Source organism: Alteromonas sp. 07-89-2, assembly GCF_013113925.1.
GTDB classification, from domain to species: domain Bacteria; phylum Pseudomonadota; class Gammaproteobacteria; order Enterobacterales; family Alteromonadaceae; genus Alteromonas; species Alteromonas macleodii.
Genome location: NZ_VTYM01000012.1, coordinates 72,361 through 96,403, shown reverse-complemented (window position 1 = coordinate 96,403; position 24,043 = coordinate 72,361). Strand labels below are relative to the sequence as shown.

Genomic DNA, 24,043 nt, shown 5'->3' with positions numbered 1-24,043 from the left:
CCCTAGGTTACTTTGTTGAAGGTTTCAAATTGATTGGGTAACGCGCCTGCTAGCTCCCCTGACAACTTAGTGTAATCTGCCAGCACCGAAGGAAGCTGTTTAACAAGCATGTTTATATTACTTTCAAGCTGAGCAGCTTGTTTGTCGTTTCTGTAAGACAAAGCTAATTCAATATTAGCAAGCGTTGAGAAAAGCTTTAAACATCGAGACAGGCGAGCTTCTGCAGGTTCTGTTTTCTCAGGCTCGTTATCGTCACAGTCTTTCTTGTTCGCCTTACTTTTTTCTAAATGCTTTTCCCAATGGTTCCACGCATTTTGCCACACAGGTTCTAATTGCTTGTGCACGTGTAAAAGCCCATTTAGCCAGCTTTCGAGTTCTTTCGAAGGCCTCGTCGTTCCTTGCACCTCTATCGCAACGTTCAATTCACTAGGCATGGGCGACTTTTCCTGACGCATAAAATCCAAATGCGCCCGCAGGCCATTCATTAATGTATCAGCAAGCTTATCTACATCTTTGTCTACAAGGTGGCTGTCACTAGACTGTATGAGCCACGGCATCCACTGTTCGGGCATGGGAATTTCTGGTGCGGAGGCAACGGCAAAGATCATTCCATCTACGTAATAAGCATCCGGAAGCACATTTTCGAAACTGGGAAGCGAAACAATATCGCTGATTGTGTTTATTGGAAACCCATCTTTCACCATTACCATCCTATTTTAATTTGCGTTCTCTTTTATGAAACGGTAGTCTGCGCGGCCACTTTGTAGAGGGCATGTTTTGTAACCTTTTATCTACCCAAAACAATGGGAAATAAGGTAAAGAGTAAACAACAAACTTCTACACTGGGTACGCGACAATAGGTTTAAAACCAATCTGTTACTGTATTGGTTTAGCGGTACTGTTGCGTGCTCGCCTACCTATTGTCATGATAGCAAAACTTAACTAAGAGTCGTTGCAATGGCAAAAGATAAATCAGGATACATCATCGCGGCCGCCTTTATTGGCCCTGGAACAGTAACTACGGCAAGTCTGGCAGGTGCAAACTTTGGCTTTCACCTAGTATGGGCGCTCCTCTTCTCCATATTCGCAACCATAGTATTGCAAGACATGGCAGCGCGTTTAGGTGTGGCCAGCGGCCAAGGCCTAGCCAGTGCAATGAAAAACATGGCTTACAAGCCATGGCTAAAGAATCTTTTTATCGTGCTTATTGTCAGTGCTATCGGCATTGGCAACGCAGCCTATGAATCGGGCAACCTAACCGGCGCTGCAATCGGGCTAGACGCATTTATCAGTATAGGCATTGGCCCCTGGGCCAGTATTTTGGGCACGATCGCTATAGTTTTACTCTGGTCGGGCAGCTACAAGTGGATAGAGACAGTACTGGTTTATCTCGTCTTTATTATGGCTGGCGTATTTCTTATCACGCTGTTGGTAGCCAAACCTGATATCGCCGCGATGTTTAGTCAGTTAATGTCTCCGCGACTAGACGCTGACGCCATTACCACGGTGCTGGCGCTTATTGGTACCACCATCGTGCCTTACAACTTGTTTCTTCACGCGAGCCTAGTTGCAAAATCATCGAAAGGCCAAGATAAACAAGAAGCGGTCGTCGCGTGCCGAAACCAGTCTGCTAGAGCTATTAGTATGGGTGGGCTTATTACGCTTATCGTAATGGCAACAGCAATGATGGCGTTCTTCAATCAAGCTGCCACTATGGACGCTTCGAACATGGGCGAGCAGCTTAAACCGGTTTTAGGTGACAAAGCTCAGTGGTTTTTTGCATTAGGGTTATTCGCCGCAGGCTTAACCAGTGCTATCACTGCGCCGCTAGCAGCCGCTTATGCGGTAACAGGAGCACTAGGGCTTTCTGACGATATGCAAAGCAAGAGCTTTAAAGCGGTATGGTTTATCATCATTGTAGTGGGTGTCAGTGTTGCAGCACTTGGCTTTAAACCCCTCCCCGCCATCTTGTTTGCTCAAGCGACTAATGCTCTTTTACTGCCAATTATTGCCATATTTCTATTGGTCGTTATGAATAAAAGCACCGCACTGGGGGAATTTAGAAACACATGGAAAAGTAACCTGGCAGGCTTTCTAGTAGTGGGTACTGTGATTGGTTTAGGCCTGTATAAACTAATCGGCGTATTTAGCTAGCTGCAAAAATGGGGTCAGAGTAACTTTCTCCCTTTGTATGTCATTATAGTGTGCACTCGCAGGTAACAGTGAAATTACGTGACTAACAAAATAACTGCATATGAGAAGGGCCAAGGTAATACTTTGGCCCTTTTTAATAGAGAGCGTAATTACAAAAAGTACTCTGACCCCATTTTGGGACTGAAAAAGTACTCTGACCCCAATTTTTAGCTGGCGAGGCGTTGCAGAATATCCTGGAGCATCGCTTTGCTGCAGCCAAAGTTAATTCTGAAATGGTCCGCCTTGTGAAAATCGATGCCTGGTGACGGGCCTACGCCTTTCTCTTCGGCCCACTGCTGGACGTTCTCTACACCTAGTCCACTGGCGTCTACCCACGCAAGGAACGTCGCATCGGCTTTGAGCATTTTAAGCCCGTCAATGCTGTTTACTGTGTTAAACACCATATCTCTGTTTTCACGCAAGTAGGTAAGTTGCTGCTGATGCCACTCATCACATTGAGTGAATGCTGCTTCTGTAGCCGCTAAGCCCAATACAGTAACCCAAGGTACGATGCCCGCTGCGGCATTGGTAAATGCCTGACGCAGCTGGCGATTAGGGATGATGGCAAAAGACGTTCCCAAACCAGCAATATTAAATGTTTTACTGGCAGCCATTAGCGTAACGCTATTTTCAGCAAGGTTGGACTCGCGGCCCGCCGGTATGTGCTGCTTGCCATCTTCTAGAATAAGGTCGCAGTGGATTTCATCAGAACATAGCTTAACGTTGTTCGCGTTACAGATCTCGGCAATGCGATCTAATTCAGCTTTAGTAAGCACCGAACCTACCGGGTTCATTGGGTTACAAAGAATAAACAGCTTACATTTAGGATCAGCCGCTTCTCTTTCTAATGCTTCAAAATCTAACGTATAGCGCGCACCTTCAACACTCGAGATAGTTTCAGAACTTGTGCCGTCGTCATTTTGCACTACCGTGCCTATATCTACCCGTTCGAGACCATTTAGCTTTGGGGCAGCCAGTAGAGGCGGATAATTGGGTGTTTGAATAAGTACTTTATCACCGGGTTCACAATAGGCTTTACACGCTACGTTAAACGCTGGCACAACGCCTGGTGTCCACACTAGCCACTCGGGTTGAATTTCCCAATTATGCTTATCTTTAAGCCATCTCACTACAGCCTGAATGGCGCCTTCGTGATGTGCAGGCAGTATGTAACCCATGTTGCCATGCTCAACCTGACCCGAAATGGCGTCTAGAATTGGCTGCGCGCAACGAAACTCAGTATCGGCAACCCACGCAGGAATGATGTCTTTCCCTTTGTACTTTTGCCATTTGAACGAAAACGTGTCTTTTCTGGGAGGGGTGTTATCGAATAAGGCGCTCACATTACATCCTGTTGCATAAAAACTTATGCCACCAGTGTAGAATTTTAGCGCCTCATAAACTAGGGGCGTGAGATGAATTAACCCGAATTTTCTATATCGAAATGTACTTTAATAGAGATAAATTAACACGTTAAAGCCAAAGGTAAATTGCGCTTTGCTGTCCTAACCTGTTTTACGTTGTCATCGTTAACCACGAAGTAGATTTTTGGCTCTCATGCACACCTTTAGCGTGCGATACATAAAATGAAAAACAACCTACAGGCTTAGCTGGCCTGCGACACCGCCTCTCTCGATTTTTGAACTAGCTCTTCCATATTGAGTGGCTTAGCAAGAAAACCGGTAACCTGAAGTTTACGCGCTTCTATCACTAACTCTTTGTTAGGGTCGGCAGTAATGAGTAAAAATGGAACGTCCAACCCCGAAGACTGACAGGTTTTTAGAAGACTTAGTCCATCATAATCCGGCATTACTTGGTCACTGATGATCAAGCTGATAGATTCTGCGGTTTGTTGCAGCAAAAAATCCCTTGCAAATTTACTACGTGTAAATGGATACACGGTGGCGTCTAACTGCGTTTCCAACGCGTCAGTAATAAGGTCAAGCGTGATAGGATCATCTTCAACTACTGCTACAGAAAACACTACCCTTCCCCTTTTTGTTAGGTCATTAGCCGTAAATATTACAACGACTTAGCTCACGTGTTAAGGCATCAGTCTATTGTACCAATCCGCATAGATTAATGCTCGCTGGGTATTGATCTATGCGGACTGATTTTCCAAGCATAGAATCTCTGAACGCTTTTGACCACTAACCTTTGGTCGATATTTAAACTTTTTCTAACGTTTTAGTGATAATGCTAGAAAGCAGCTTTTTTGATGGGAAGTGACGGTGTGTAAGTTGAGACACGAGTTGAAAGATTGCAGGCCAAACTCATCGGCAAAATGGAAAAAAAATGCCAGCTGACGCTGGCATTTTCAAAATCAATGTAAGTCTTAGAAGCTATTAAGACTTAGGTGCACGTGATGCACGCTTACGCTCGTTTTCTGTAAGAAGCTTCTTACGAATACGGATAGATTCAGGCGTTACTTCTACTAGTTCGTCGTCATCGATGAACTCAAGCGCTTGCTCAAGTGACATTCTGATTGGTGGAACTAGTGTTTGCGCTTCGTCAGTACCTGATGCACGAACGTTAGTAAGCTGCTTACCTTTAAGGGCGTTTACAGTAAGGTCGTTGTCACGGCTGTGAATACCGATAACCATACCTTCGTACACTTCAACACCGTGACCGATGAATAGACGACCGCGTTCTTGAAGGTTAAACAGAGCGTTAGTTAGTGCTTTACCGTTTGCATTAGCGATTAGAACACCGTTCTTACGCTTACCGATGATACCGCCTTTGTACGGACCATAGTGATCGAACGTGTGATATAGCAAGCCAGAACCCGACGTTAACGTCATGAACTCTGTTTGGAAACCAATTAGGCCACGGCTTGGAATGATAAAGTCGATACGTACACGACCTTTACCATCTGGAGACATGTCAGTCATTTCTGCTTTACGCAGACCAAGCTGTTCCATGATTGAACCCTGGTGCTGTTCTTCACAGTCGATAGTCAGGGTTTCGTATGGTTCTTGCGTTGCGCCGTCAACTTCTTTCAGAATTACTTCTGGACGTGACACTGCAAGCTCGTAACCTTCACGACGCATGTTTTCGATAAGAATACCTAGGTGAAGTTCACCACGACCAGATACGCGGAACTTGTCCGGATCAGGCATTTCTTCAACGCGCAGTGCAACGTTGTGTACTAGTTCGTCTTTAAGGCGCTCTAGAATGTTACGTGACGTTACATACTTACCTTCTTTACCTGCAAACGGCGAGGTGTTTACCTGGAACGTCATGGTTACTGTAGGCTCGTCAACCGTAAGTGGAGGAAGTGCTTCTACAGTGTTGACGTCACAAATGGTGTCAGAGATCTTAAGTTCGCCAAGACCTGTGATTGCAATGATGTCGCCCGCGTGCGCAGATTCAACTTCGTGACGAGCAAGGCCAAGGTAGCCGTAAACTAAGCCTACTTTGCCGTTGCGCTTTTTGCCATCAGCAGTAACAACCGTTACTTGTTGATTTGGCTTAACAGAACCACGCTTAACACGACCTACGCCGATAACACCCACGTATGAGTTGTAGTCAAGCTGAGAGATCTGCATTTGGAATGCGCCGTCGATATCTGCATCAGGAGGAGAAACCTGGTCAACGATAGTTTGGAACAATGCCGTCATATCGTCTTCTTTAGTATCTGCATCTAGTGATGCCCAACCGTTAAGTGCAGACGCATAAACAACTTGGAAATCTAGCTGTTCGTCAGTTGCACCTAGGTTGTCGAATAGGTCGAAAACTTGATCCATAACCCAATCAGGACGCGCACCAGGCTTGTCGATTTTGTTGATAACAACAATTGGCTTAAGACCTTGAGCAAATGCCTTTTGCGTAACGAAACGGGTTTGTGGCATCGGGCCTTCTTGCGCATCTACAAGTAGAAGTACAGAGTCAGCCATCGACATTACACGCTCTACTTCACCACCGAAGTCAGCGTGTCCTGGAGTGTCTACGATGTTGATACGGTAGTCGTTCCAGTTAATCGCTGTGTTCTTAGCTAGGATGGTAATGCCACGTTCTTTCTCGATGTCGTTCGAGTCCATTACGCGCTCTTCTTGCTCGCCTCGAGATTCAAGGGTGCCAGACTGCTGTAACAGTTTGTCTACCAGGGTGGTCTTACCGTGGTCAACGTGGGCGATGATTGCGATGTTACGCAATTTATTAATATCAGTGGTATTCATGCTTATATAGAGCCTGTGTAAATCAACGTCTACTTCAATTCAGTGGAAAGGAGTATGCGTTAGATTTGTTGCAAAAAAATGCAGATAGAAAAATTTGCGCGGATTGTACAGAAAAACCACGACGTTTGCGCATCTTTTTTTTGATGGAAACGAGTTTTATTGGTTTTCAAACACTTGTTCAACAAATAACCAGCCCCGTTGCACCTAATTGATCATATTTGGTGGCTATACGTTACAAAGTAATCTAGGCTGATTGACGTATAAATGAGCACAAGGCGCCATATTGGTGCAATGCTGCATCAATATAGTGCAATTTAATTCAAACGGAAGTGATAGATGCCCGTCTATGCCACAGAAATCGGCACACATATAGATGGCATGATAATCGCTTTCACTTTTGCCACTGTTGGAGTGAAGCTGATCATTCCGCATTTTTACATTAAACCTGGAGGACACGATGTCAGTAGAAAAGGCATTAGAGCTGATTAAAGAAAGTGAAGCGAAGTTTGTAGATTTACGTTTTACCGATACAAAGGGTAAAGAACAACACGTATCTATTCCTGCGAGCGTTGTAGATGAAGAGTTTTTCGAAGAAGGTAAAATGTTCGATGGTTCTTCAATCGCTGGCTGGAAAGGCATCAACGAATCAGACATGGTTCTTCTTCCAGACGCAACAAGCTGCGTAGTTGACCCTTTCGCTGAGGAAACACAAGTAAACATCCGTTGTGACATCGTTGAACCTTCAACAATGGAAGGTTATGAGCGTGACCCTCGTTCAGTTGCTCGTCGTGCAGAAGAATTCCTAAAATCAACTGGCATCGGTGACACATGTTTCTTCGGCCCAGAGCCAGAGTTTTTCCTTTTTGATGACGTACGCTTCCACACTGACATGGCGGGCTCTTTCTACAAGATTGACTCTTCTGAAGCTAAGTGGAACTCTGGCGAAGAGTTTGAAGGCGGCAACATGGCACACCGCCCAGGCGTTAAAGGCGGTTACTTCCCAGTACCACCAGTGGACTCTGCGCACGATATCCGTGCTGCAATGTGCCTAGTTATGGAAGAAATGGGCCTTGTTATCGAAGCGCACCACCACGAAGTGGCAACTGCTGGCCAAAACGAAATTGCTTGCGAATTTAACACGCTAGTTAAGAAAGCTGACGAAATTCAAGTTTACAAGTATGTAGTTCACAACGTTGCACACGCATACGGACAAACCGCTACCTTTATGCCTAAGCCGCTTGTTGGCGACAATGGTTCTGGTATGCACTGCCACCAATCTATCTCTAAAGATGGCGTAAACATCTTCGCGGGTGACAAGTACGCAGGCCTTTCTGAAGAAGCACTTTACTACATCGGTGGTATTATCAAGCACGCGCGTGCAATCAACGCGTTTGCTAACGCTTCAACTAACTCATACAAGCGTCTAGTTCCTGGATTCGAAGCACCGGTAATGCTTGCATACTCTGCACGTAACCGTTCTGCGTCTATTCGTATTCCTCACGTAACTAGCGATAAAGCGCGTCGTATCGAAGTACGTTTCCCTGATCCAACAGCCAACCCATACCTAGCGTTCACCGCTATGCTTATGGCCGGTATCGACGGTATTAAGAACAAGATCCATCCTGGTGATTCAATGGATAAAGACTTGTACGACCTACCGCCAGAAGAAGCTGCTGAAATTCCAACAGTTGCAAGCTCGCTAGAAATGGCGCTTGAAGCCCTTGATAACGACCGCGACTTCCTTAAAGCAGGTGGCGTTATGACTGACGACATGATTGATGCATACATCGACCTTAAGTCTGAAGAAGTAACCAAACTTAACATGACTACTCACCCAGTTGAGTTCGACATGTACTACAGCGTGTAAATTCGCACTGTATAGCAATTTATACTAAAGCCCGCTCTGCGGGCTTTTTTTATGCGTACGATTTATCTACTATGTTTTTATAGCTATGCTAACGAATACTCTTTCATGCTACATCAACTGCGCACAGGGCTTTGCCCCGCTGCACTTGCATACATCTAAAGAGGTTATCAATAAGCCAGACGTAGCAAGCTATGTAAATTAGCCAGCTAGCCAAAACCACATTAATTAGGTAACGACACGTGCACAACATGACGCGACACATTTGCTTAATTTCGCTATTACTAAGTAGCGGCAACGGCTTACTGCCTGTGCAAGCGGAAATGCTGAGCCAACAAAGTACCCAGCAAGAAGCACAAGAAAGCGAAACCGAACAAAGCGGCAATGCAACATCAGCTGCAGCTACCTCTCCAATGACCATATACAAGGTGGTAGGTAAAGACGGCTCTGTGACTTACACTGACAAGCCGCAGCAAAACGCAGAACCCCTAGCGTTCGATGTAAAAACGCAAAACGTAGTAACCGCGGCAAAGGTTACTCCACCTCCCCCTGCGAAGCCGGCTGCCCCCAAGCCCAACTATCGCGTAGTCATTAAGTCACCTGCACCAGAAGCGACAATTCGCAATAACTTGGGAGAATTCACTATCTCTGCCGCACAACCTGGTGCACCCAAAGCGCCAATCTACCGATTAATCTTTGACGACGCCCCATTAGCTAGCAATAGTTCAGGCGTCTTTAAGCTTTCTGGTATCCATCGTGGGGCACATACTTATAAAGTTGAACTCACGAACAATACGGGCAAGACTCTTGCATCGTCTCCATTACAAACCCTTTACCTGCATCAGGCATCGGCGTTAATTAATAACTAATAGCGTGCAACCATTGTTATGTATGCGCACCATAGAGGTTCAGTGAACATTTCTTCTTGAGCTCTTTATTCGCGCAACGCATCATTGCAAGCTACAATGCACAATTATGGTGCAAAGGAGACGAGCTCGGATGCATTCCACCGAGTTAGAAACACAACAGCTAATCAATAGCCTAAATACCGCACTGGTAATGGTAGACAACAAACTTACGATCGTTTATGCCAACCACGCTGGTGAAGCTTTGTTTGAGACTGGATTAAAACAACTTATTGGACATCCACTTCAAGATTTTTTCTTGCCGGGCACAATAGAAACCACCCGACTCAAAGCTGCCATCAGAAAAGGTGAAGATTTCACCGAAAACGAAATTAAGTTGGCTTTTCGAGATAACCGCTATGTATCTGCCGACCTAACCGTTACCAACTTGCACTTCGAAGACGGCCCACGACTGCTATTTGAAGTTAAAAAGATTGACCAGCAAAAGCGAATTTCTCGAGAAACTTTACAAAACGCGCAACATTACGCAGCACGGGAATTGGTTCGCGGCCTTGCACACGAAATCAAAAATCCTCTTGGTGGTATTCGCGGTGCAGCACAGCTATTAGAAAAAGAGCTGATTGACGAGCATAAAGAATTTACAAGCATGATCATTGAGCAGTCTGATCGTCTGCGAAACTTAGTTGATCGTTTGCTTGGACCTAATTCACTACCTCGATTTGAAGAAAGCAACGTGCATCAAGCGCTTGAAAAAATACGCAGCTTAATGCGCTTTGACTCAGACAATCCCATTACCATAGTTCGCGACTATGACCCCAGCATTCCACCGCTTATGTTAGACCCTGACATGATTCAGCAAGCGGTGCTCAATATTGTGCGCAACAGCGTTCAGGCATTAACCGAGAGTCAAACCCCCAACCCACAAATTAGGTTAATTACGCGAATAGAGCGCCAAATGACAATTCAAACGAAGCGTCACGCGCTGGTAGCAAAAATAAAAATTATTGATAACGGCCCGGGTATTCCGGCTGAAGTAAAAGACACACTTTTCTACCCCATGGTCACAAGCAAGCAAAATGGCTCTGGGTTGGGTTTGTCTATTTCACAGACCCTTATAAACCACCACGGCGGCAAAATAGATGTAGATAGCTACCCTGGTCACACTGAGTTCGTAATTTACATACCAATAGATCGTAAGGAGACAGACGATGACGAATGAGTCTGTGTGGATTGTCGATGATGACAGTTCTATTCGTTGGGTGCTGCAAAAGGCCTTACAAGCAGCAGATATCAGCTGCTTAAGTTTTGAAAACCCTGAAGATTTATTGCTTCAACTTCAAAGCGGCCAAGCCCCTGAAGTCATCATTTCAGACATAAGAATGCCACAAATGGACGGCATGACGTTACTGAACGAGGTGCATGCCTCGCACCCTATGCTCCCCGTTATCATTATGACGGCGCATTCGGATTTAGACAGCGCAGTTAATGCATATCAAAAAGGCGCCTTTGAATATTTGCCAAAGCCATTTGATATCGACGAGGCAGTAACCTTAACCCAGCGGGCGCTGGCACATGCCAGAGAGCAGTCCACCGTATCTAAAGCGCAAGTTGAAGACGTAGTAACGGAAATTATTGGCGAAGCACCTGCCATGCAGGAAGTGTTTCGTGCCATAGGTCGCTTGTCTCGCTCTTCAATTAGCGTGCTAATTAACGGGCAATCAGGAACGGGTAAAGAACTTGTGGCGCACGCCCTTCATAGGCACAGCCCAAGAGCAAGTAAACCTTTCATCGCCCTTAATATGGCCGCCATTCCTGCCGACCTTGTAGAGTCAGAGCTATTTGGCCATGAGAAGGGCGCGTTTACCGGAGCCCAGGCAGCTCGCCAAGGCCGCTTCGAACAAGCCGACGGCGGTACACTGTTCTTAGATGAAATAGGCGATATGCCGTTAGATGTACAAACCCGCCTTTTACGTGTGCTTGCAGACGGCCAGTTTTATCGTGTGGGTGGTCACCAGTCAGTAAGTGTGGACGTACGCATCATCGCTGCAACTCACCAGAATTTAGAACAAAGGGTTGCTGAAGGTAAGTTTAGGGAAGATTTGTTCCACCGCTTAAACGTTATCCGAGTGCACCTTCCTTCACTTAACGAGCGCCGCGAAGATATTCCATTACTAACCCGTCACTTCTTGCGCCGAGCAGCCAAAGAACTTGATGTAGAAGCTAAAAGCATATCGAAAGACGCTGAGCGCGTAATGTCTCAGCTACCATGGCCTGGAAACGTAAGGCAGCTAGAAAACGTGTGTCGCTGGTTAACGGTAATGGCGAGTGGTCAAGAAGTGCTGCCCAGCGATCTGCCACCGGAAATTCACAGCGATAGCAGTATTGAAAAACCTAGCGCTGAATCGGGTGAGTGGCCAGATTTGTTGGCAAGCTGGACCGATAAACAGCTTCGCGACGGCCATCACAATATTCTTAACGACGCGATGCTGACGTTTGAGCGTATTATGCTTGAGCGAGCACTTCAGCACACTCATGGCCACAAACAAGATGCGGCTAAACGCTTGGGTTGGGGAAGAAATACCCTAACAAGAAAGTTAAAAGAACTGGGTGTGAACTAACCCTAATGACTACGCCGTAAGCTAGCAGGGAACTCGCTGCTAGCTTATAAGCGGCTTGCGACCTAATGTCCTTTCGTCAGTAGCGCCGTCATTCCCTGATTGAAATGCCTTACCCACTTCATACTAAACTGGCCTTTGGCGCTTCGATTTATTTCTATCACCGCCTCTTTTTTGGAAAGTACGTTATCTTCATTGTGCGCTCTTGGGTGTGTCATTGCATCGTAGGTATCAACAATGGCTAGTAACTTCGCACCTTCACATATATCGTCTTCTTTTAGCCCCAATGGATAACCTGTTCCATCAGTGCGTTCATGGTGCTGCATCACGATTTTGCGCGCCATATCCCATTGGTCTAGGTGCTCTAACAAACGGGCACTTTTATACACATGAGAGCGCATAAGATTAAATTCGATATCGCTTAGCGCATCGCCTTTGTGCAAAAGCTTCAATGGCATGAAGGCCATTCCGAAGTCATGTACATAGCTGGCTACGGCAAGCTGATCTTCGTCTATAGGGTTTTCGGCCACGTCGTTAATATACATAGCCAGTTTGGCAATGCGATCACCACGACCAGACCAGTAGTTAGAGCGGCGTTCAATGGTTTGCATTAAGTCGCGGAAAAATAGAATATCTTGCTTCTTTTCACTACTAATATCTTTAGGAATACCTGTAGCCGCTAACGTAGGGGGCTTTATCTGAACGTTTTGTGGGTCGTCTTCATCCGCAACAATATCTAACGCTGGGTTAAGTAATAAGACCGCTTCGGTAAGGCGTTTTTCATGCTCAGCAGTATTTTCAGGTGTCACACGACCGATAGCTAAAACCAGCTGATTGTGAAGATTGTCATCGTATTCGGCTTTCCCACTGGCCATTACAGCCTCTACGAAGGCTTTTACTCTGTCCATGGTAAGCAATACCAAGTCACTCATAGTACTTGTGTACGCCACCTGCCCTTTGCGCAAATAATCTAGCAAGTCCTCTACATGCTGCAAAAGCGGGATCATGGGAGAGAAGTTAACCAGGCCTAAATCACCTTTAATGGTGTGGATTGAGCGAAACAGAGCACGCTGCAATTCGTTGTCTTCCGGACGAAGCTCTAGTTCAATCAAGGTTTGTTCACTTGATTCATAGAGTTCGTTTATTTCCTCCATAAGGTCAGCAAGAATATCTTCTTCTAGGTCGTCTGGAGTAAATGTCTGCATATAGTGGTTACCGAGTTAGGTTCGATTGCGCTTTTTATTATTGTAATTGGGTATCGGCAAAATTTCCTCATACTAAAGGTGAGAAACATAGCCACTTTTGCAACTTATTGCTCAACTATACCTTCCGCACTGTAAAAACTCATCGGACAAGTGTACGCTGAAACTTCATCTATACTGCGCGCGTCAATTGTATCTAGGAGTTGTTTTGATCGCTTTATTCCGCATTCCGGCACTTTTTATCGCTTTTTTACTCATTAACATCGTTCTGCTAATTGTTTGTATCGCACGACCTTTTCACAAAGATAACGTGCATATTGCGGGTAGTATGTATTCACTTATGGCTAAGGTCGTAGGTCTCAAAATTATTATAAAGAAAGATCCTGCGGTTAAAATAAACGAGCCCTACGTCTACATCGCCAATCATCAAAACAGTTTCGACGTTATCACTATCTGTAAAGCTGCACTGCCTGGCGTGGTAACCATTGGCAAAAAGAGCTTAAAGTGGATCCCTATTTTCGGCCAAATCTATTGGTTGTCAGGCAATATCATGATTGATAGAAAGAATTCAGGTAAAGCCCGTAATACACTCGATATTGCTGCAAAACGCATTGCGAAAAAGAAAACGTCGGTATGGCTATTCCCAGAAGGTACACGAAGCTATGGCAGAGGCATATTACCTTTTAAGCAAGGTGCATTTCGCCTAGCTAAGACCACCAACGAACCGGTTGTTATGGTAACCGCCAGCAATTTGCACAATAAAGTAAAATGGAACCGTTGGAATAACGGCATTGTGCTTATTGATATTGCTGCCCCTCAGGCTTTGAGCGAGGACAAGACAATTAAAGAGTGGATGGTGCATTTTAACGATGAAATGAAACAAAAGTTTGATGCGCTTAATACACAGGTCGATGAACTGGAAAAAAGCAGGTAAACTTGCGTCAAAATTGCTAACGAGTGTTTATTATGACCCAGTTCGATGAAAGAGAAGAGTGGTACGAGTTTAACCAAGAAACTATTGATGCCCTTCTAGAAGACGGCAGCCAAGCCGATGCCGAATATACCATTGAGCACCACTTCGCCAGCACTGACTTCGACGTGCTAGAAAAGGCAGCTGTTGATGCGTTTAAAGCTGGTTTTGAAGTCACCGACGCAGAAGAGCTTATTCTTGACGATGGCGAAACCATTTTCTGCTTCGACGCGGTTGCAGAGAGAAAGCTAGATATTGAAAAACTTAATGCGGACTCTGACGCCTTGCTTAAAATTGCCGACAAGCATGATGTAACCTACGACGGTTGGGGTACTTACTTCGAGCCGCGTGAAGAAGGTGAATACGAAGAAGAAGATCACTACTTCGACGACTGATCTCTAAGGCACCCTCACCGTTTTAACTGAGAAGGCGTTAAGTTACCCTTCAGCTTTTGTTCATCTTTTTCCGTCAACAATGACACTGTCATTATCGATTGGAAAAGGATGGACAGATGAAAAAGCTACTTTTCTCACTTACTACATATTCTGCTATTGCAACAATACAGCTTGCGCTTATGTCACCTGTGCATGCCAGTACCGAAAATAGCGCACAAAACAAAAATGTTACCTCTAACGAATACCGTTACGACAAACCATTTGTTGCCGCTGAATCGCTGCTGCCTAAAACCTCAGGTGCATTGACAAGCGAAGAAACAATCTCTCAATCTGTTGATGACGTTGAGACTGATCAACAGTCCCTTCCCAAGGCGGGTAAGCATCAACAGCATTTAGCCGTGAGTAAGTCCTCTAGCGATATCGTAGTCAGCAGTATTAATGAGTTTTGGATTTATGAAAGCTGGGTAACGCTTGAGCAGGACGTTGATTACGATGGTTATCACTCTACGTTTTCGATTGAGTTTGACGCCGACACCATTTTCACTCGCGCGCCAGTATACGCGGTCCTGTATTTGGGAAAAAACGACGTGTACGAGTCGATTCACGTGTCGTCTGAATTTTACATCTACTCAGAAGACTCAACAGATACCTTTACTATTGAAAGCACATTAGTTTCTGGCTATCCGGCCGGTGAGTACGACATTCTATTAGAGCTTTATGATGCAGATACCGAAATGCTTGTGGCGTATACCGATGCCTATGATGACAGTGCACTCGCCTATCTTCCCCTTGAAAGTGAAAATAATGAATATGTGGTTGAAGATACGGTAGTCATAGTAGAAGAGCATGGCGGAGCATGGTCTTTACTCCCACTGTGTCTATTAGGTGGCATTGTACTTGTTAGACGCAGAATCAAGCGGAATATCTAAGCCTTAGCTAGTGACGATCGTATCGAAAAGATAGCTGATACCCTGCTATTTCGCGTTCAGTTATCTTTTTGATTGGAGTCTATTTCTTCAACCTCTACTACAACTTTTTCTACCAGCTTCACTCTTCCCTGCTTCACTAGCGCTTGTCTTAATACATACTCTATTTGCGCATTTACACTGCGCAAGTCATCGGCAGCCCATCGCTCCATGGCGGCAAGTACATTTTCATTTATCCTAAGTGGATACGCTTTTTTCTTTGCCAAAATCACAAACCTTATGTGCCGCAGTGCATCGCTGCGGCACTACAATTTCAAACTTAAATTAAAAAAACGAGCTAGTAGATTGTACCTGTATTAATAACCGGTTGCGTCGACTTATCACCACAAAGCACAACTAATAAATTACTGATCATCGTCGCTTTACGCTCTTCATCAAGCTCTACTACACCCTTTTCATTTAATCGCTGAAGTGCCATTTCTACCGTTCCCACAGCACCATCTACAATTTGCTTCCGGGCAGCCACAATAGCTGATGCCTGTTGACGCTGTAGCATGGCACTAGCGATTTCTTGCGCGTAGGCAAGGTGGCTGATACGAGACTCCAAAATTGTGATCCCAGCTTTCGCAAGGCGAGCCTGGATCTCTTCTTGTAAACGCGCTGATATCTCTATCGGGTGGCTACGAAGTGCAACTTCCGCTTGCTCGTCGTCACGAGGATCGTAAGGAAAGCTACTTGCCATATTGCGGATTGCGGACTCACTTTGAATTCGCACAAAACTTTCGTAATCGTCTACGTCAAACATTGCTTCAGCAGTATCGCTCACTTTCCACACGACAATAGAGGCGATTTCAATGGGGTTTCCTTGATTGTCGTTAACTTTAATTCTGGCACTTTCAAAGTTTCTTATGCGCAAAGAAATATTAGCTCTACGGAACAAAGGAATTGTCCAGCGTAATCCAACATCAGAGACAGTACCTACATAGCTGCCGAAAAACGTCATGACCTTAGCTTGGTTGGGTTGCACCATGAAATAGCCCAACCACAAACTTCCCACTAAAACGCTTAGAATTAAACCAGCTTCGGGGTTACCCGACACTGCATAGAAAAACGTAGCAGCCTGTGCGACTAGCAAAATACAGATCATCAAATAACCGTTTACCGAAAACCCTTTCTTTTCTTTCATATCACTCACCTTTGATATCATTTTGATATCTTTATAATACAAAATTTAACTACTCGCTAATTTTGATGTGTTACCAAATATGTCAAAGCAGCGTTTTATTTTTAACTATGAGGTAACATTTTTTGGTAACTCTATGAAATAGATGCCAGAATGATGGAGGGTCATCGTTTACTATGGACGTACGTTAATGCCTTCAAACTCAGATAAAAACGTCGCTTCTTCTTTCCAGCGCCGTACCTTATTAAAGGGCGGTCTCGCTTTTGGCCTTACTGCGGGCATTACCCCTTTTTCAATCGGAAAAGAAAAACCGACGCTGCGCGTATTAGGCACTCATGTCACGCTTCAAGAAGCCATTCGTCAGCGCGCCATGGAAGACTTAGGCATTAATATTGAGTTCGAGCCGGGTGGCAGTGCAACCGTTCTTCAAAAGGCGTCGATGAACCCCACGTCATTCGACCTTTATGAGCAGTGGTCTAATAGTATTACTGTATTGTGGCGTGCTCATGCTATTCAGCCCATAGAGAAAAAACGCCTTCAGTATTGGGAAGAAATAAACGATTTAAGCAAGACCGGAAAACTTACCGAGAACGCGCGAATGGGCGCTGGCGACGCACCGCATAAAATTATTAATGTTCAGGACGACGGCACTCTGGGCGCCAACCATACTGACACAATTAGTTTTTTACCTTATGTGCACAATGTTGACTCTTTTGGCTATGACACATCAAAGTTACCCAAAGAACTGCAAGGGCAAGAAGAAAGCTGGGGCTGGCTTTTAGACAGTCGCTATTCAGGAAAAGTGGGCATAGTCAACGACCCCACTATCGGACTTTTCGATTTAGCACTTGCCGCACAAGCTAAAGGATTCATTCAATTCCAAGATATCGGTGCCATGACCGAGTATGAACTTGATGATTTGTTTAGCTTACTTATAGAGTTGACTCAGTTAAACCATTTCAATGGATTCTGGACCTCGGTCCCTGAGTCTGTTGAGTTCATGAAAAGTGGACGGGTTGCAATCGAAAGCATGTTCTCGCCTGCGGTCTCTGCACTGAACGGTCAAGATATTCCGGTTACGTTTGCAGCACCGAAAGAAGGCTACCGCGGATGGCACGGTGTAATGTGCATGTCCTCTGCCACACAAGGTAGAATAAAGGACGTGGCTTATGAGTATATGACCTGGTGGCTGTCGGGGTGGCCTGGCGCATTTATTGCCAGACAAGGCTACTATATTTCCAACCCTAAACGTTCAGCTCAATATCTTTCAGACGCCGAATGGAATTACTGGTACAAAGGGCAAGTAGCATCAGAGCCGCTAAAAGGGCCCGACGGAAATATTAGTGTTAGACAAGGCGCCCAGCGCACTGGTGGGAGTTATGAAGAGCGTTTTAGTAATGTTGCCGTATGGAATACCGTCATGCCAACCTACGAATACAGTTTGCAGAAGTGGTACGAATTCATCACTGCATAATGTTGCGTTAAGTAAAACCCATAACGTTAATGGAATAAGGCTTTTTTAGTTCACATGTTATCGTCAATTCGAATTCAGCTTATCACCGTGCTACTCGCTCTTATAGCGCTTATATTGGCACAGGGGTTTATTGCTAGAGAAAACCAAGAAGTCCTAAACAAAGGCGTGGCATCAGCGTCAAAGGCAGTAGTTGATGTTGCACTTGTTAAGGAACTTGAACGGGATGTGGTGGACTTACAGCGCAACGTGCTCATATTCAAAGAGAATGCGAGTAAATCAGCCATTACTCGCTTCAGTCGACTCATGGTGACCATTAACACCAAACTCGACAAGTTAGCCCTGGTAGACGAAGACAAGGAAATACAGGAAGACAACCATATCCTTTCAAGAATGAAGGAGCACCTTAACGCCTATCAGGAGAATTTTACTCAAGTTGTCGATGCGCGCTCTGAAAAGGATAACCTTATAGCAAGAGGCACTCTATCTGATATTACGTTACTGGAAAAGATACTGAGTGACGCTAGAACAAACGGAGATATCTCTGCTGCCTCAGAAGAACAGGCAAAGACGCTTCTTATTCGGGCAGAAAATGCGATGCTGAAATATCTGATGAAACCCGACATGGGTTTTATTCGAGCATTCAACGAAGCCGCAGATTCACTACGAAAATTAACGCTAACGAAAAATACATCTCTTCAGGAAAGAGTAGAGCGATTGTCGGAAAAAATTAAAGCCGATTTCGTTAAGCTAACCCAGATAACCCAAGGTAATTTATTCTTGGTTAACGTGGTCATGGCGGGTTCTGCCAATGAATTTCTCTATTTAAGCGGTGAGCTGGCCAAAAAAGTAACCGCAGACTCTGAAATCGCGACTCAACGCACCTACACACTGGCTGAAAGTACGCAGCGTAACGGAGAATTATTTTCTCTTTTTGCCATTCTACTCGCCCTCTCAGCCGCGCTGTTTGCCATGTTTCGAATATTGGGCCCTATTCGTTCTATCACTCAAGTTTTCAATAAACTTGCCCAAGGCGTACAAATTTCCAATATTCCTGGCAGCAGTCGAAAAGATGAGATTGGCAAGCTAGCAAAAGCGGCGCTTGTTTTTAGCGATAAAAACCGTGAGACAGAAAAACTGCTAGATGAAGCAAGAACCATGAACTCTCAGCTTGAAAGCTTAAATAAAGCGATTACTGAGGCGAAAATAAAAGCGGAGCAAGCAACCGCGTCAAAGAGTATGTTTTTAGCCAATATGAGTCATGAAATCCGCACGCCGATGAATGGCATTATCGGGCTAATAGAACTGGCGCAACAGCAAGAGCTGTCCACTACTGTTAAAGGGTATCTCGACAAGGCAGCGTATTCTGGGCAAATATTACTGAGCGTAATTAACGATATTCTCGACTTCTCAAAAATTGAAGCGGGTAAATTGAAGATTGAGGAAGTGAGCTTTTCTTTGCATTCACTGTTCGACAACCTCATTGCAGTCATTGCACTACGCGCAAAAGAAAAGAACTTATCGGTGCACTTTACGGTAAACCCAAAGATACCTCCGCAAGTAATTGGCGACCCACTGCGTATTGCCCAAATAATTATGAATATAGGCAACAATGCTGTGAAGTTCACCGAGCAAGGGCGTATAGATATTGAGTTTGATGGCAGCCTGAATGAAAAAGGGAACGTGTTAAACCTTACCATGCGAATCACCGATTCCGGCATAGGTATGAGTGCAGCCCAGCTAGATAGAATATTTAAGCCTTTCACTCAAGCAGACGGTTCAACCAATAGAAAATACGGCGGTACCGGCCTAGGCCTTGCGATTGTAAGCCAGCTTACTGAACTTATGAACGGCCGCCTTGATGCCACTTCTACTATGGGAAAAGGCAGTACGTTTGAAGTTGAACTGCCGCTGAAAGCATTTAAAAACCAACCAGGCGTGCTTGAACAAACACCTCAGCTACCTGTTGATAGCCTTTATATTACTGAAGCAGCATTGCTGCCTGCGGCTTATTGCAACCAGATACAGCTGCCGACTAAATCAACGCCATCAATAGAAGATGCCAAAAATATCGCCGCTTTACCTGAACATATCATTGTAGATATCCATGAGTTTAGTGAATTCAGACAGAATATTGCTTGGTTAAACGCCTTATTAGAAGAAGGGAAGTCGGTAGGCCTGGTAATGGAAAGTGCAGGCAGCGCGCTACAAGCTAAATATGACACGCTATGGAAAGGCCCACTTATCATGCATCCATTCACACCTGCGCAATTTGAGCGTTTTGTTCATCAGGTGATATCTAAAGATGCAAGTTATGATGGACATCATTTTAGTGAAGAAGCGGAAGCAACATCACTAGAAGGCCACGTGCTTTTAGTAGAAGACAATAATATAAATCAACTCGTCACCGGAGAAATGCTTACCAATCTTGGACTTACTTTCGATATTGCAGAAGACGGCAAGCAAGCCGTGCAAAAAGTAGAAAATGCCCCGCAGTACGACCTAATATTGATGGATGTACAAATGCCGGTGATGGACGGTTATGAGGCAACCAAACAACTCCGCGAAAAAGGCTTTACTGGCGTACCTATTATCGGCCTTTCGGCTAATGCAATGAAGGAAGATAAACAAAGCGCGATAGACGCCGGTATGAACGACTACCTCACCAAGCCAATAAAGCAAAAATCATTGATAGGCATGTTAAAACAGTACTTAGGCAAACAGCTCTAAACGCCAACGTAAAGATAGGTTCGTATACCAATTCGCATAAATAGTTACCCACTCAATAGGCGCTGGCAAGCTTCCTAGCGAAGTGTGAGAATGCAGGAACGGCTTTCGAACAAACGCGCTATGTTTAGGGCCTGTTAAATCGCTAATAAAAAAGGGCTACCTTTCGGTAACCCTTCTAATTTGTATCGATAACCCCCGTTCTAGGGGCTGCACTTAAAGCGCTTTAATGGTCTCGAACTGCTCTTTAAGTTTGGCTAGGGCTTTTTCACCCTCTTCCAACTTAGCGCGTTCCTTTTCAATTACTGCTTCTGGCGCATTACTTACGAACTTCTCGTTACCCAACTTGCCACGAGTACGAGATACGTCTTTCTCGATTTTCTCCATGGCTTTAGTAATACGGGCAAGCTCTGCGTCTTTGTCGATAAGCCCTGCCATCGGGATAAGAATTTCCATCTCACCCACAAGCGCTGTCGCGCTGGCTGGCGCTTCTTCACCGTCTTTCAATATAGTCACGGTTTCAAGCTTGGAAAGCTTATCTAGGAATGCCTTAGCCGCATCAAGACGACGCGCGTCTTCGTCGCTTACGTTTTTAAGTAGCGCATTAAGCGGTTTGTTTGGCGAGATATCCATTTCACCACGGATATTACGAATACCCACGATAAACTTCTTCACCCACTCGATATCAGCAAGTACTTTGTCATCTTGTTTCGCTGCATCAACTTCAGGGAATGCCTGAACCATAATGCTTGCGCCCTCTTCCACTTTAAGTGCACTTAGTGGCACAACGCGCTGCCAAATAGTGTCGGTGATAAATGGCATAAGCGGGTGCAACAAGCGAAGCAAGCTTTCAAGCACGTTAATAAGCGTATGACGGGTACCACGCTTTTCAGCTTCGGTGCTGGCGTCATTGTTAAGCACAGGTTTGGTAAGTTCTAGATACCAGTCACAGAACTGGTTCCAAGTGAACTCGTAAACGGTTTGCGCAGCAATGTCGAAACGGTAGTCTTCAAGCGCTTTTTCGAACTCGACCAGCGTTTGTTGGAACTTAGCCCAAATCCAGCGATCGGCCATGCTAAGGACCATTTCACCACCGTCGCGACCTGTATCGTGCTCTTCTGTGTTCATCAATACGAAACGCGATGCATTCCAAATTTTGTTACAGAAGTTGCGGTAGCCTTCAACACGGGCCATATCAAAGTTGATATCGCGGCTGGTTGACGCCATAGCCGCAAAGGTAAAGCGCAATGCGTCTGTACCGTAGGCCTGAATACCATCAGGGAACTGTTTACGGGTACGCTTGGCAATCTTTTCAGCAAGCTGAGGCTGCATCATGCCCGCAGTGCGTTTGGTCACAAGCGATTCAATATCAATACCGTCAATCAAGTCGATTGGGTCAAGCACGTTGCCCTTCGACTTTGACATTTTATCGCCGTTCTCATCGCGGATAAGACCAGTAATGTAGATGTCTTTAAACGGAATTTTGCCCGTGAACTTCTTGGTCATCATGATCATTCTGGCAACCCAGAAGAAAATGATGTCAAAGCCGGTTACTAGCACTGAAGACGGCACGAAGGTTTCTAGATCAGGCGTTTCTTCTGGCCAACCCATGGTGGCGAACGGCCATAGTGCACTTGAGAACCAGGTATCCAGTACATCGTCGTCTTGAGAAAGTGTTACGTCACTGCCAAGGCCGTGTTTTTCACGCACTTCTTCTTCGGTGCGCCCAACAAAAACGTTGCCGTTTTCGTCGTACCACGCCGGAATGCGGTGTCCCCACCACAGCTGACGTGAAATACACCAGTCTTGAATGTTGTGCATCCACTGGTAGTAAGTCTTGTTCCAGTTCTCTGGCACAAAACGAATTTCGCCGCTTTCAACCGCTTCAATCGCAGGTTTAGCAAGAGACTCAACGGCTACATACCACTGGTCAGTTAGGTATGGTTCGATAACTGCGCCAGTTCTGTCGCCACGTGGAACTTTAAGCTTGTGCGGCTCAATCTTAACCAATGCGCCTTGTGCGTCTAAATCAGCAACAATTTGCTTACGGGCGTCGAAGCGATCTAAACCGCGATACGCTTCTGGCGCTTCGTCGTTAATTTTCGCATCGTCGGTAAGAATGTTGATCATAGGCAGGTTATGACGCTTACCCATATCGTAGTCGTTGAAGTCGTGAGCAGGCGTGATTTTAACGCAGCCTGTACCGAATTCTTGGTCGACATAGTCATCGGCGATAACCGGAATTAAACGGCCAGTAATCGGTAGCTTAATCTCTTTGCCGATAAAGCCTTGGTAACGCTCGTCATCCGGGTGTACCGCAACGGCAGTGTCACCAAGCATGGTTTCTGGGCGCGTTGTCGCAACTACTAATTCACCACTACCATCTGCAAGTGGGTAGCGCATGTGCCACATGTGGCCATCTTCTTCTTCGTTCAGCACTTCAAGATCAGATACTGCAGTGTGAAGCACTGGGTCCCAGTTAACCAAACGCTTACCACGGTAAATAAGGCCTTCTTCGTGTAGCTTAACGAATACTTCAGTTACGGCTTTAGACAGGTCTTCGTCCATGGTGAACACTTCGCGAGACCAGTCAGGAGACGTACCTAGACGGCGCATTTGACCGGTGATCGTTCCGCCGCTGTGCTCTTTCCATTCCCACACTTTTTTGATGAAGTCTTCGCGACCTAAATCGTGGCGCGTCTTGCCTTGTGCGTTAAGTTGGCGTTCTACCACCATTTGGGTAGCAATACCGGCGTGGTCAGTACCCACTTGCCATAGTGTATTGTCGCCCTTCATGCGGTGATAACGGGTTAAGGCGTCCATAATGGTTTGTTGGAAACCATGGCCCATGTGAAGGCTACCGGTAACGTTTGGTGGCGGAAGCAAAATACAATAGGGGTCGCCGCTACCTGAAGCTTTAAATAAACCCGCCTCTTCCCATGACTTGTAGCATTGCTGCTCGATGGACTGCGGTTCGAAGGTTTTATCCATTACACACTCTCAAATTTAAGCTAAACGCGAATGACTTATGCAGATTTGAACTGCATGTTGCATCCAGCTTGCTGATAGTTTTTGTATCTTACCCGCGCGGCCTGTTTGGCGTTCTCGTCCACGGGTACAAAATCGATGATTTGACGATGCTGGTTGGGTGAAGGCACCATACCGGACCCCACATTAACCACCATTTGTCGTCGGGCTACCTGCTCTGGCCGCCAACAAATTTCCACCGGCGTTCCCGATTGCGGCCCTTCACCGTAAAGGTTATGGGGAACAAAGCGGTCAGCCGGCAGCTGCCACAACAATTCATCAACTTCTTCAGCCTGCGCCTGTGTATCACACAGCACGCTAATTTTTTGCTTATTAGCAAACGCTGAGGCAATGACTTCACTGGCGCGGCCTGCCACACCATTGTCACTGCTGGTAAGTTGATAAAATATCACTTGTGGCATAAAT

At 45.5% G+C, this 24,043-nt stretch carries 19 protein-coding genes; 10 read left to right on the top strand and 9 right to left on the bottom strand.

Annotation, left to right across the window (positions count from 1 at the left end):
• Window positions 1-2: 2 nt before the first annotated feature.
• On the bottom strand, window positions 3-704 hold the full coding sequence (locus F0261_RS10005) for a UPF0149 family protein (protein ID WP_039226366.1): 702 nt from the start codon (window positions 702-704) through the stop codon (window positions 3-5).
• A gap of 253 nt (window positions 705-957) precedes the next feature.
• Here F0261_RS10005 and F0261_RS10000 point away from each other — a divergent pair, with 253 nt between their 5' ends.
• The gene (locus F0261_RS10000) at window positions 958-2,154 is read left to right on the top strand and encodes an Nramp family divalent metal transporter (protein WP_014980175.1); all 1,197 of its coding nucleotides are present in this window, start codon (window positions 958-960) and stop codon (window positions 2,152-2,154) included.
• Window positions 2,155-2,360: 206 nt separating this feature from the next.
• On the opposite strand, the gene F0261_RS09995 is transcribed toward F0261_RS10000, so the two are convergent.
• From F0261_RS09995 to typA, 3 genes are all read right to left on the bottom strand, one after another.
• Complete coding sequence (locus F0261_RS09995) at window positions 2,361-3,536, bottom strand: MalY/PatB family protein (protein ID WP_039226147.1); 1,176 nt, start codon at window positions 3,534-3,536, stop codon at window positions 2,361-2,363.
• 263 nt (window positions 3,537-3,799) lie between these two features.
• Window positions 3,800-4,177 carry a response regulator gene (locus F0261_RS09990; RefSeq protein ID WP_014950586.1) on the bottom strand — a complete coding sequence of 126 codons (378 nt, stop codon included), beginning with the start codon at window positions 4,175-4,177 and terminating at the stop codon, window positions 3,800-3,802.
• A 361-nt stretch (window positions 4,178-4,538) separates the two neighbouring features.
• Entirely contained in the window at window positions 4,539-6,371 is a 1,833-nt protein-coding gene (gene typA, locus F0261_RS09985) for a translational GTPase TypA (protein WP_049588246.1), read from the bottom strand.
• Window positions 6,372-6,828: 457 nt separating this feature from the next.
• On the opposite strand from typA, the gene glnA reads away from it, so the two are divergent.
• From glnA to glnG, 4 genes are all read left to right on the top strand, one after another.
• Window positions 6,829-8,238, top strand: a complete 1,410-nt coding sequence (glnA, locus tag F0261_RS09980; protein ID WP_014980177.1) for a glutamate--ammonia ligase — start codon at window positions 6,829-6,831, stop codon at window positions 8,236-8,238.
• Window positions 8,239-8,486: 248 nt separating this feature from the next.
• Window positions 8,487-9,104 carry a DUF4124 domain-containing protein gene (locus F0261_RS09975; RefSeq protein WP_216600771.1) on the top strand — a complete coding sequence of 206 codons (618 nt, stop codon included), beginning with the start codon at window positions 8,487-8,489 and terminating at the stop codon, window positions 9,102-9,104.
• 130 nt (window positions 9,105-9,234) lie between these two features.
• Window positions 9,235-10,320 carry a nitrogen regulation protein NR(II) gene (gene glnL / locus F0261_RS09970; RefSeq protein ID WP_014950590.1) on the top strand — a complete coding sequence of 362 codons (1,086 nt, stop codon included), beginning with the start codon at window positions 9,235-9,237 and terminating at the stop codon, window positions 10,318-10,320.
• Window positions 10,310-11,719: a nitrogen regulation protein NR(I) gene (glnG, locus tag F0261_RS09965; RefSeq protein WP_014977284.1), complete on the top strand. Its 1,410-nt coding sequence runs from the start codon at window positions 10,310-10,312 to the stop codon at window positions 11,717-11,719. Before glnL ends, glnG begins: the two co-directional genes overlap by 11 nt.
• 62 nt (window positions 11,720-11,781) lie before the next feature.
• Here the strand turns inward: glnG and F0261_RS09960 are convergent, their stop codons facing one another.
• Window positions 11,782-12,921, bottom strand: coding sequence for an HD-GYP domain-containing protein (locus F0261_RS09960; RefSeq protein ID WP_014950592.1), 1,140 nt, complete (start codon window positions 12,919-12,921; stop codon window positions 11,782-11,784).
• Between the two features lie 205 nt (window positions 12,922-13,126).
• Between F0261_RS09960 and F0261_RS09955 the strand changes: the two genes are divergently transcribed.
• The 3 genes from F0261_RS09955 to F0261_RS09945 all read left to right on the top strand — a co-directional run bounded on the left by F0261_RS09955 (window position 13,127) and on the right by F0261_RS09945 (window position 15,212).
• Window positions 13,127-13,852: a 1-acylglycerol-3-phosphate O-acyltransferase gene (locus tag F0261_RS09955; protein WP_014950593.1), complete on the top strand. Its 726-nt coding sequence runs from the start codon at window positions 13,127-13,129 to the stop codon at window positions 13,850-13,852.
• A 32-nt stretch (window positions 13,853-13,884) separates the two neighbouring features.
• On the top strand, window positions 13,885-14,283 hold the full coding sequence (gene rraB, locus F0261_RS09950) for a ribonuclease E inhibitor RraB (RefSeq protein WP_014980184.1): 399 nt from the start codon (window positions 13,885-13,887) through the stop codon (window positions 14,281-14,283).
• Window positions 14,284-14,399: 116 nt separating this feature from the next.
• Window positions 14,400-15,212, top strand: a complete 813-nt coding sequence (locus F0261_RS09945) for a choice-of-anchor H family protein (protein ID WP_171337869.1) — start codon at window positions 14,400-14,402, stop codon at window positions 15,210-15,212.
• Window positions 15,213-15,268: 56 nt separating this feature from the next.
• Here F0261_RS09945 and F0261_RS09940 read toward each other — a convergent pair whose 3' ends face one another.
• Window positions 15,269-15,475 (bottom strand): hypothetical protein, encoded by a 207-nt coding sequence (locus F0261_RS09940; RefSeq protein WP_014980186.1) that lies wholly within the window; start codon window positions 15,473-15,475, stop codon window positions 15,269-15,271.
• Window positions 15,476-15,546: 71 nt separating this feature from the next.
• The gene (locus tag F0261_RS09935) at window positions 15,547-16,395 is read right to left on the bottom strand and encodes an SPFH domain-containing protein (protein ID WP_014980187.1); all 849 of its coding nucleotides are present in this window, start codon (window positions 16,393-16,395) and stop codon (window positions 15,547-15,549) included.
• Between the two features lie 187 nt (window positions 16,396-16,582).
• On the opposite strand from F0261_RS09935, the gene F0261_RS09930 reads away from it, so the two are divergent.
• Together F0261_RS09930 and F0261_RS09925 are read left to right on the top strand one after the other, a co-directional pair.
• Entirely contained in the window at window positions 16,583-17,866 is a 1,284-nt protein-coding gene (locus F0261_RS09930) for a PotD/PotF family extracellular solute-binding protein (RefSeq protein WP_171337868.1), read from the top strand.
• A 54-nt stretch (window positions 17,867-17,920) separates the two neighbouring features.
• On the top strand, window positions 17,921-20,593 hold the full coding sequence (locus F0261_RS09925; RefSeq protein ID WP_171337867.1) for an ATP-binding protein: 2,673 nt from the start codon (window positions 17,921-17,923) through the stop codon (window positions 20,591-20,593).
• 213 nt (window positions 20,594-20,806) lie between these two features.
• Here F0261_RS09925 and F0261_RS09920 read toward each other — a convergent pair whose 3' ends face one another.
• Both F0261_RS09920 and F0261_RS09915 read right to left on the bottom strand, forming a co-directional pair.
• A complete protein-coding gene (locus tag F0261_RS09920) occupies window positions 20,807-23,581 on the bottom strand; it encodes a valine--tRNA ligase (RefSeq protein WP_171337866.1) in 2,775 nt (924 codons plus the stop codon).
• Between the two features lie 35 nt (window positions 23,582-23,616).
• Complete coding sequence (locus tag F0261_RS09915) at window positions 23,617-24,039, bottom strand: DNA polymerase III subunit chi (RefSeq protein WP_012519633.1); 423 nt, start codon at window positions 24,037-24,039, stop codon at window positions 23,617-23,619.
• Window positions 24,040-24,043 lie beyond the last annotated feature (4 nt).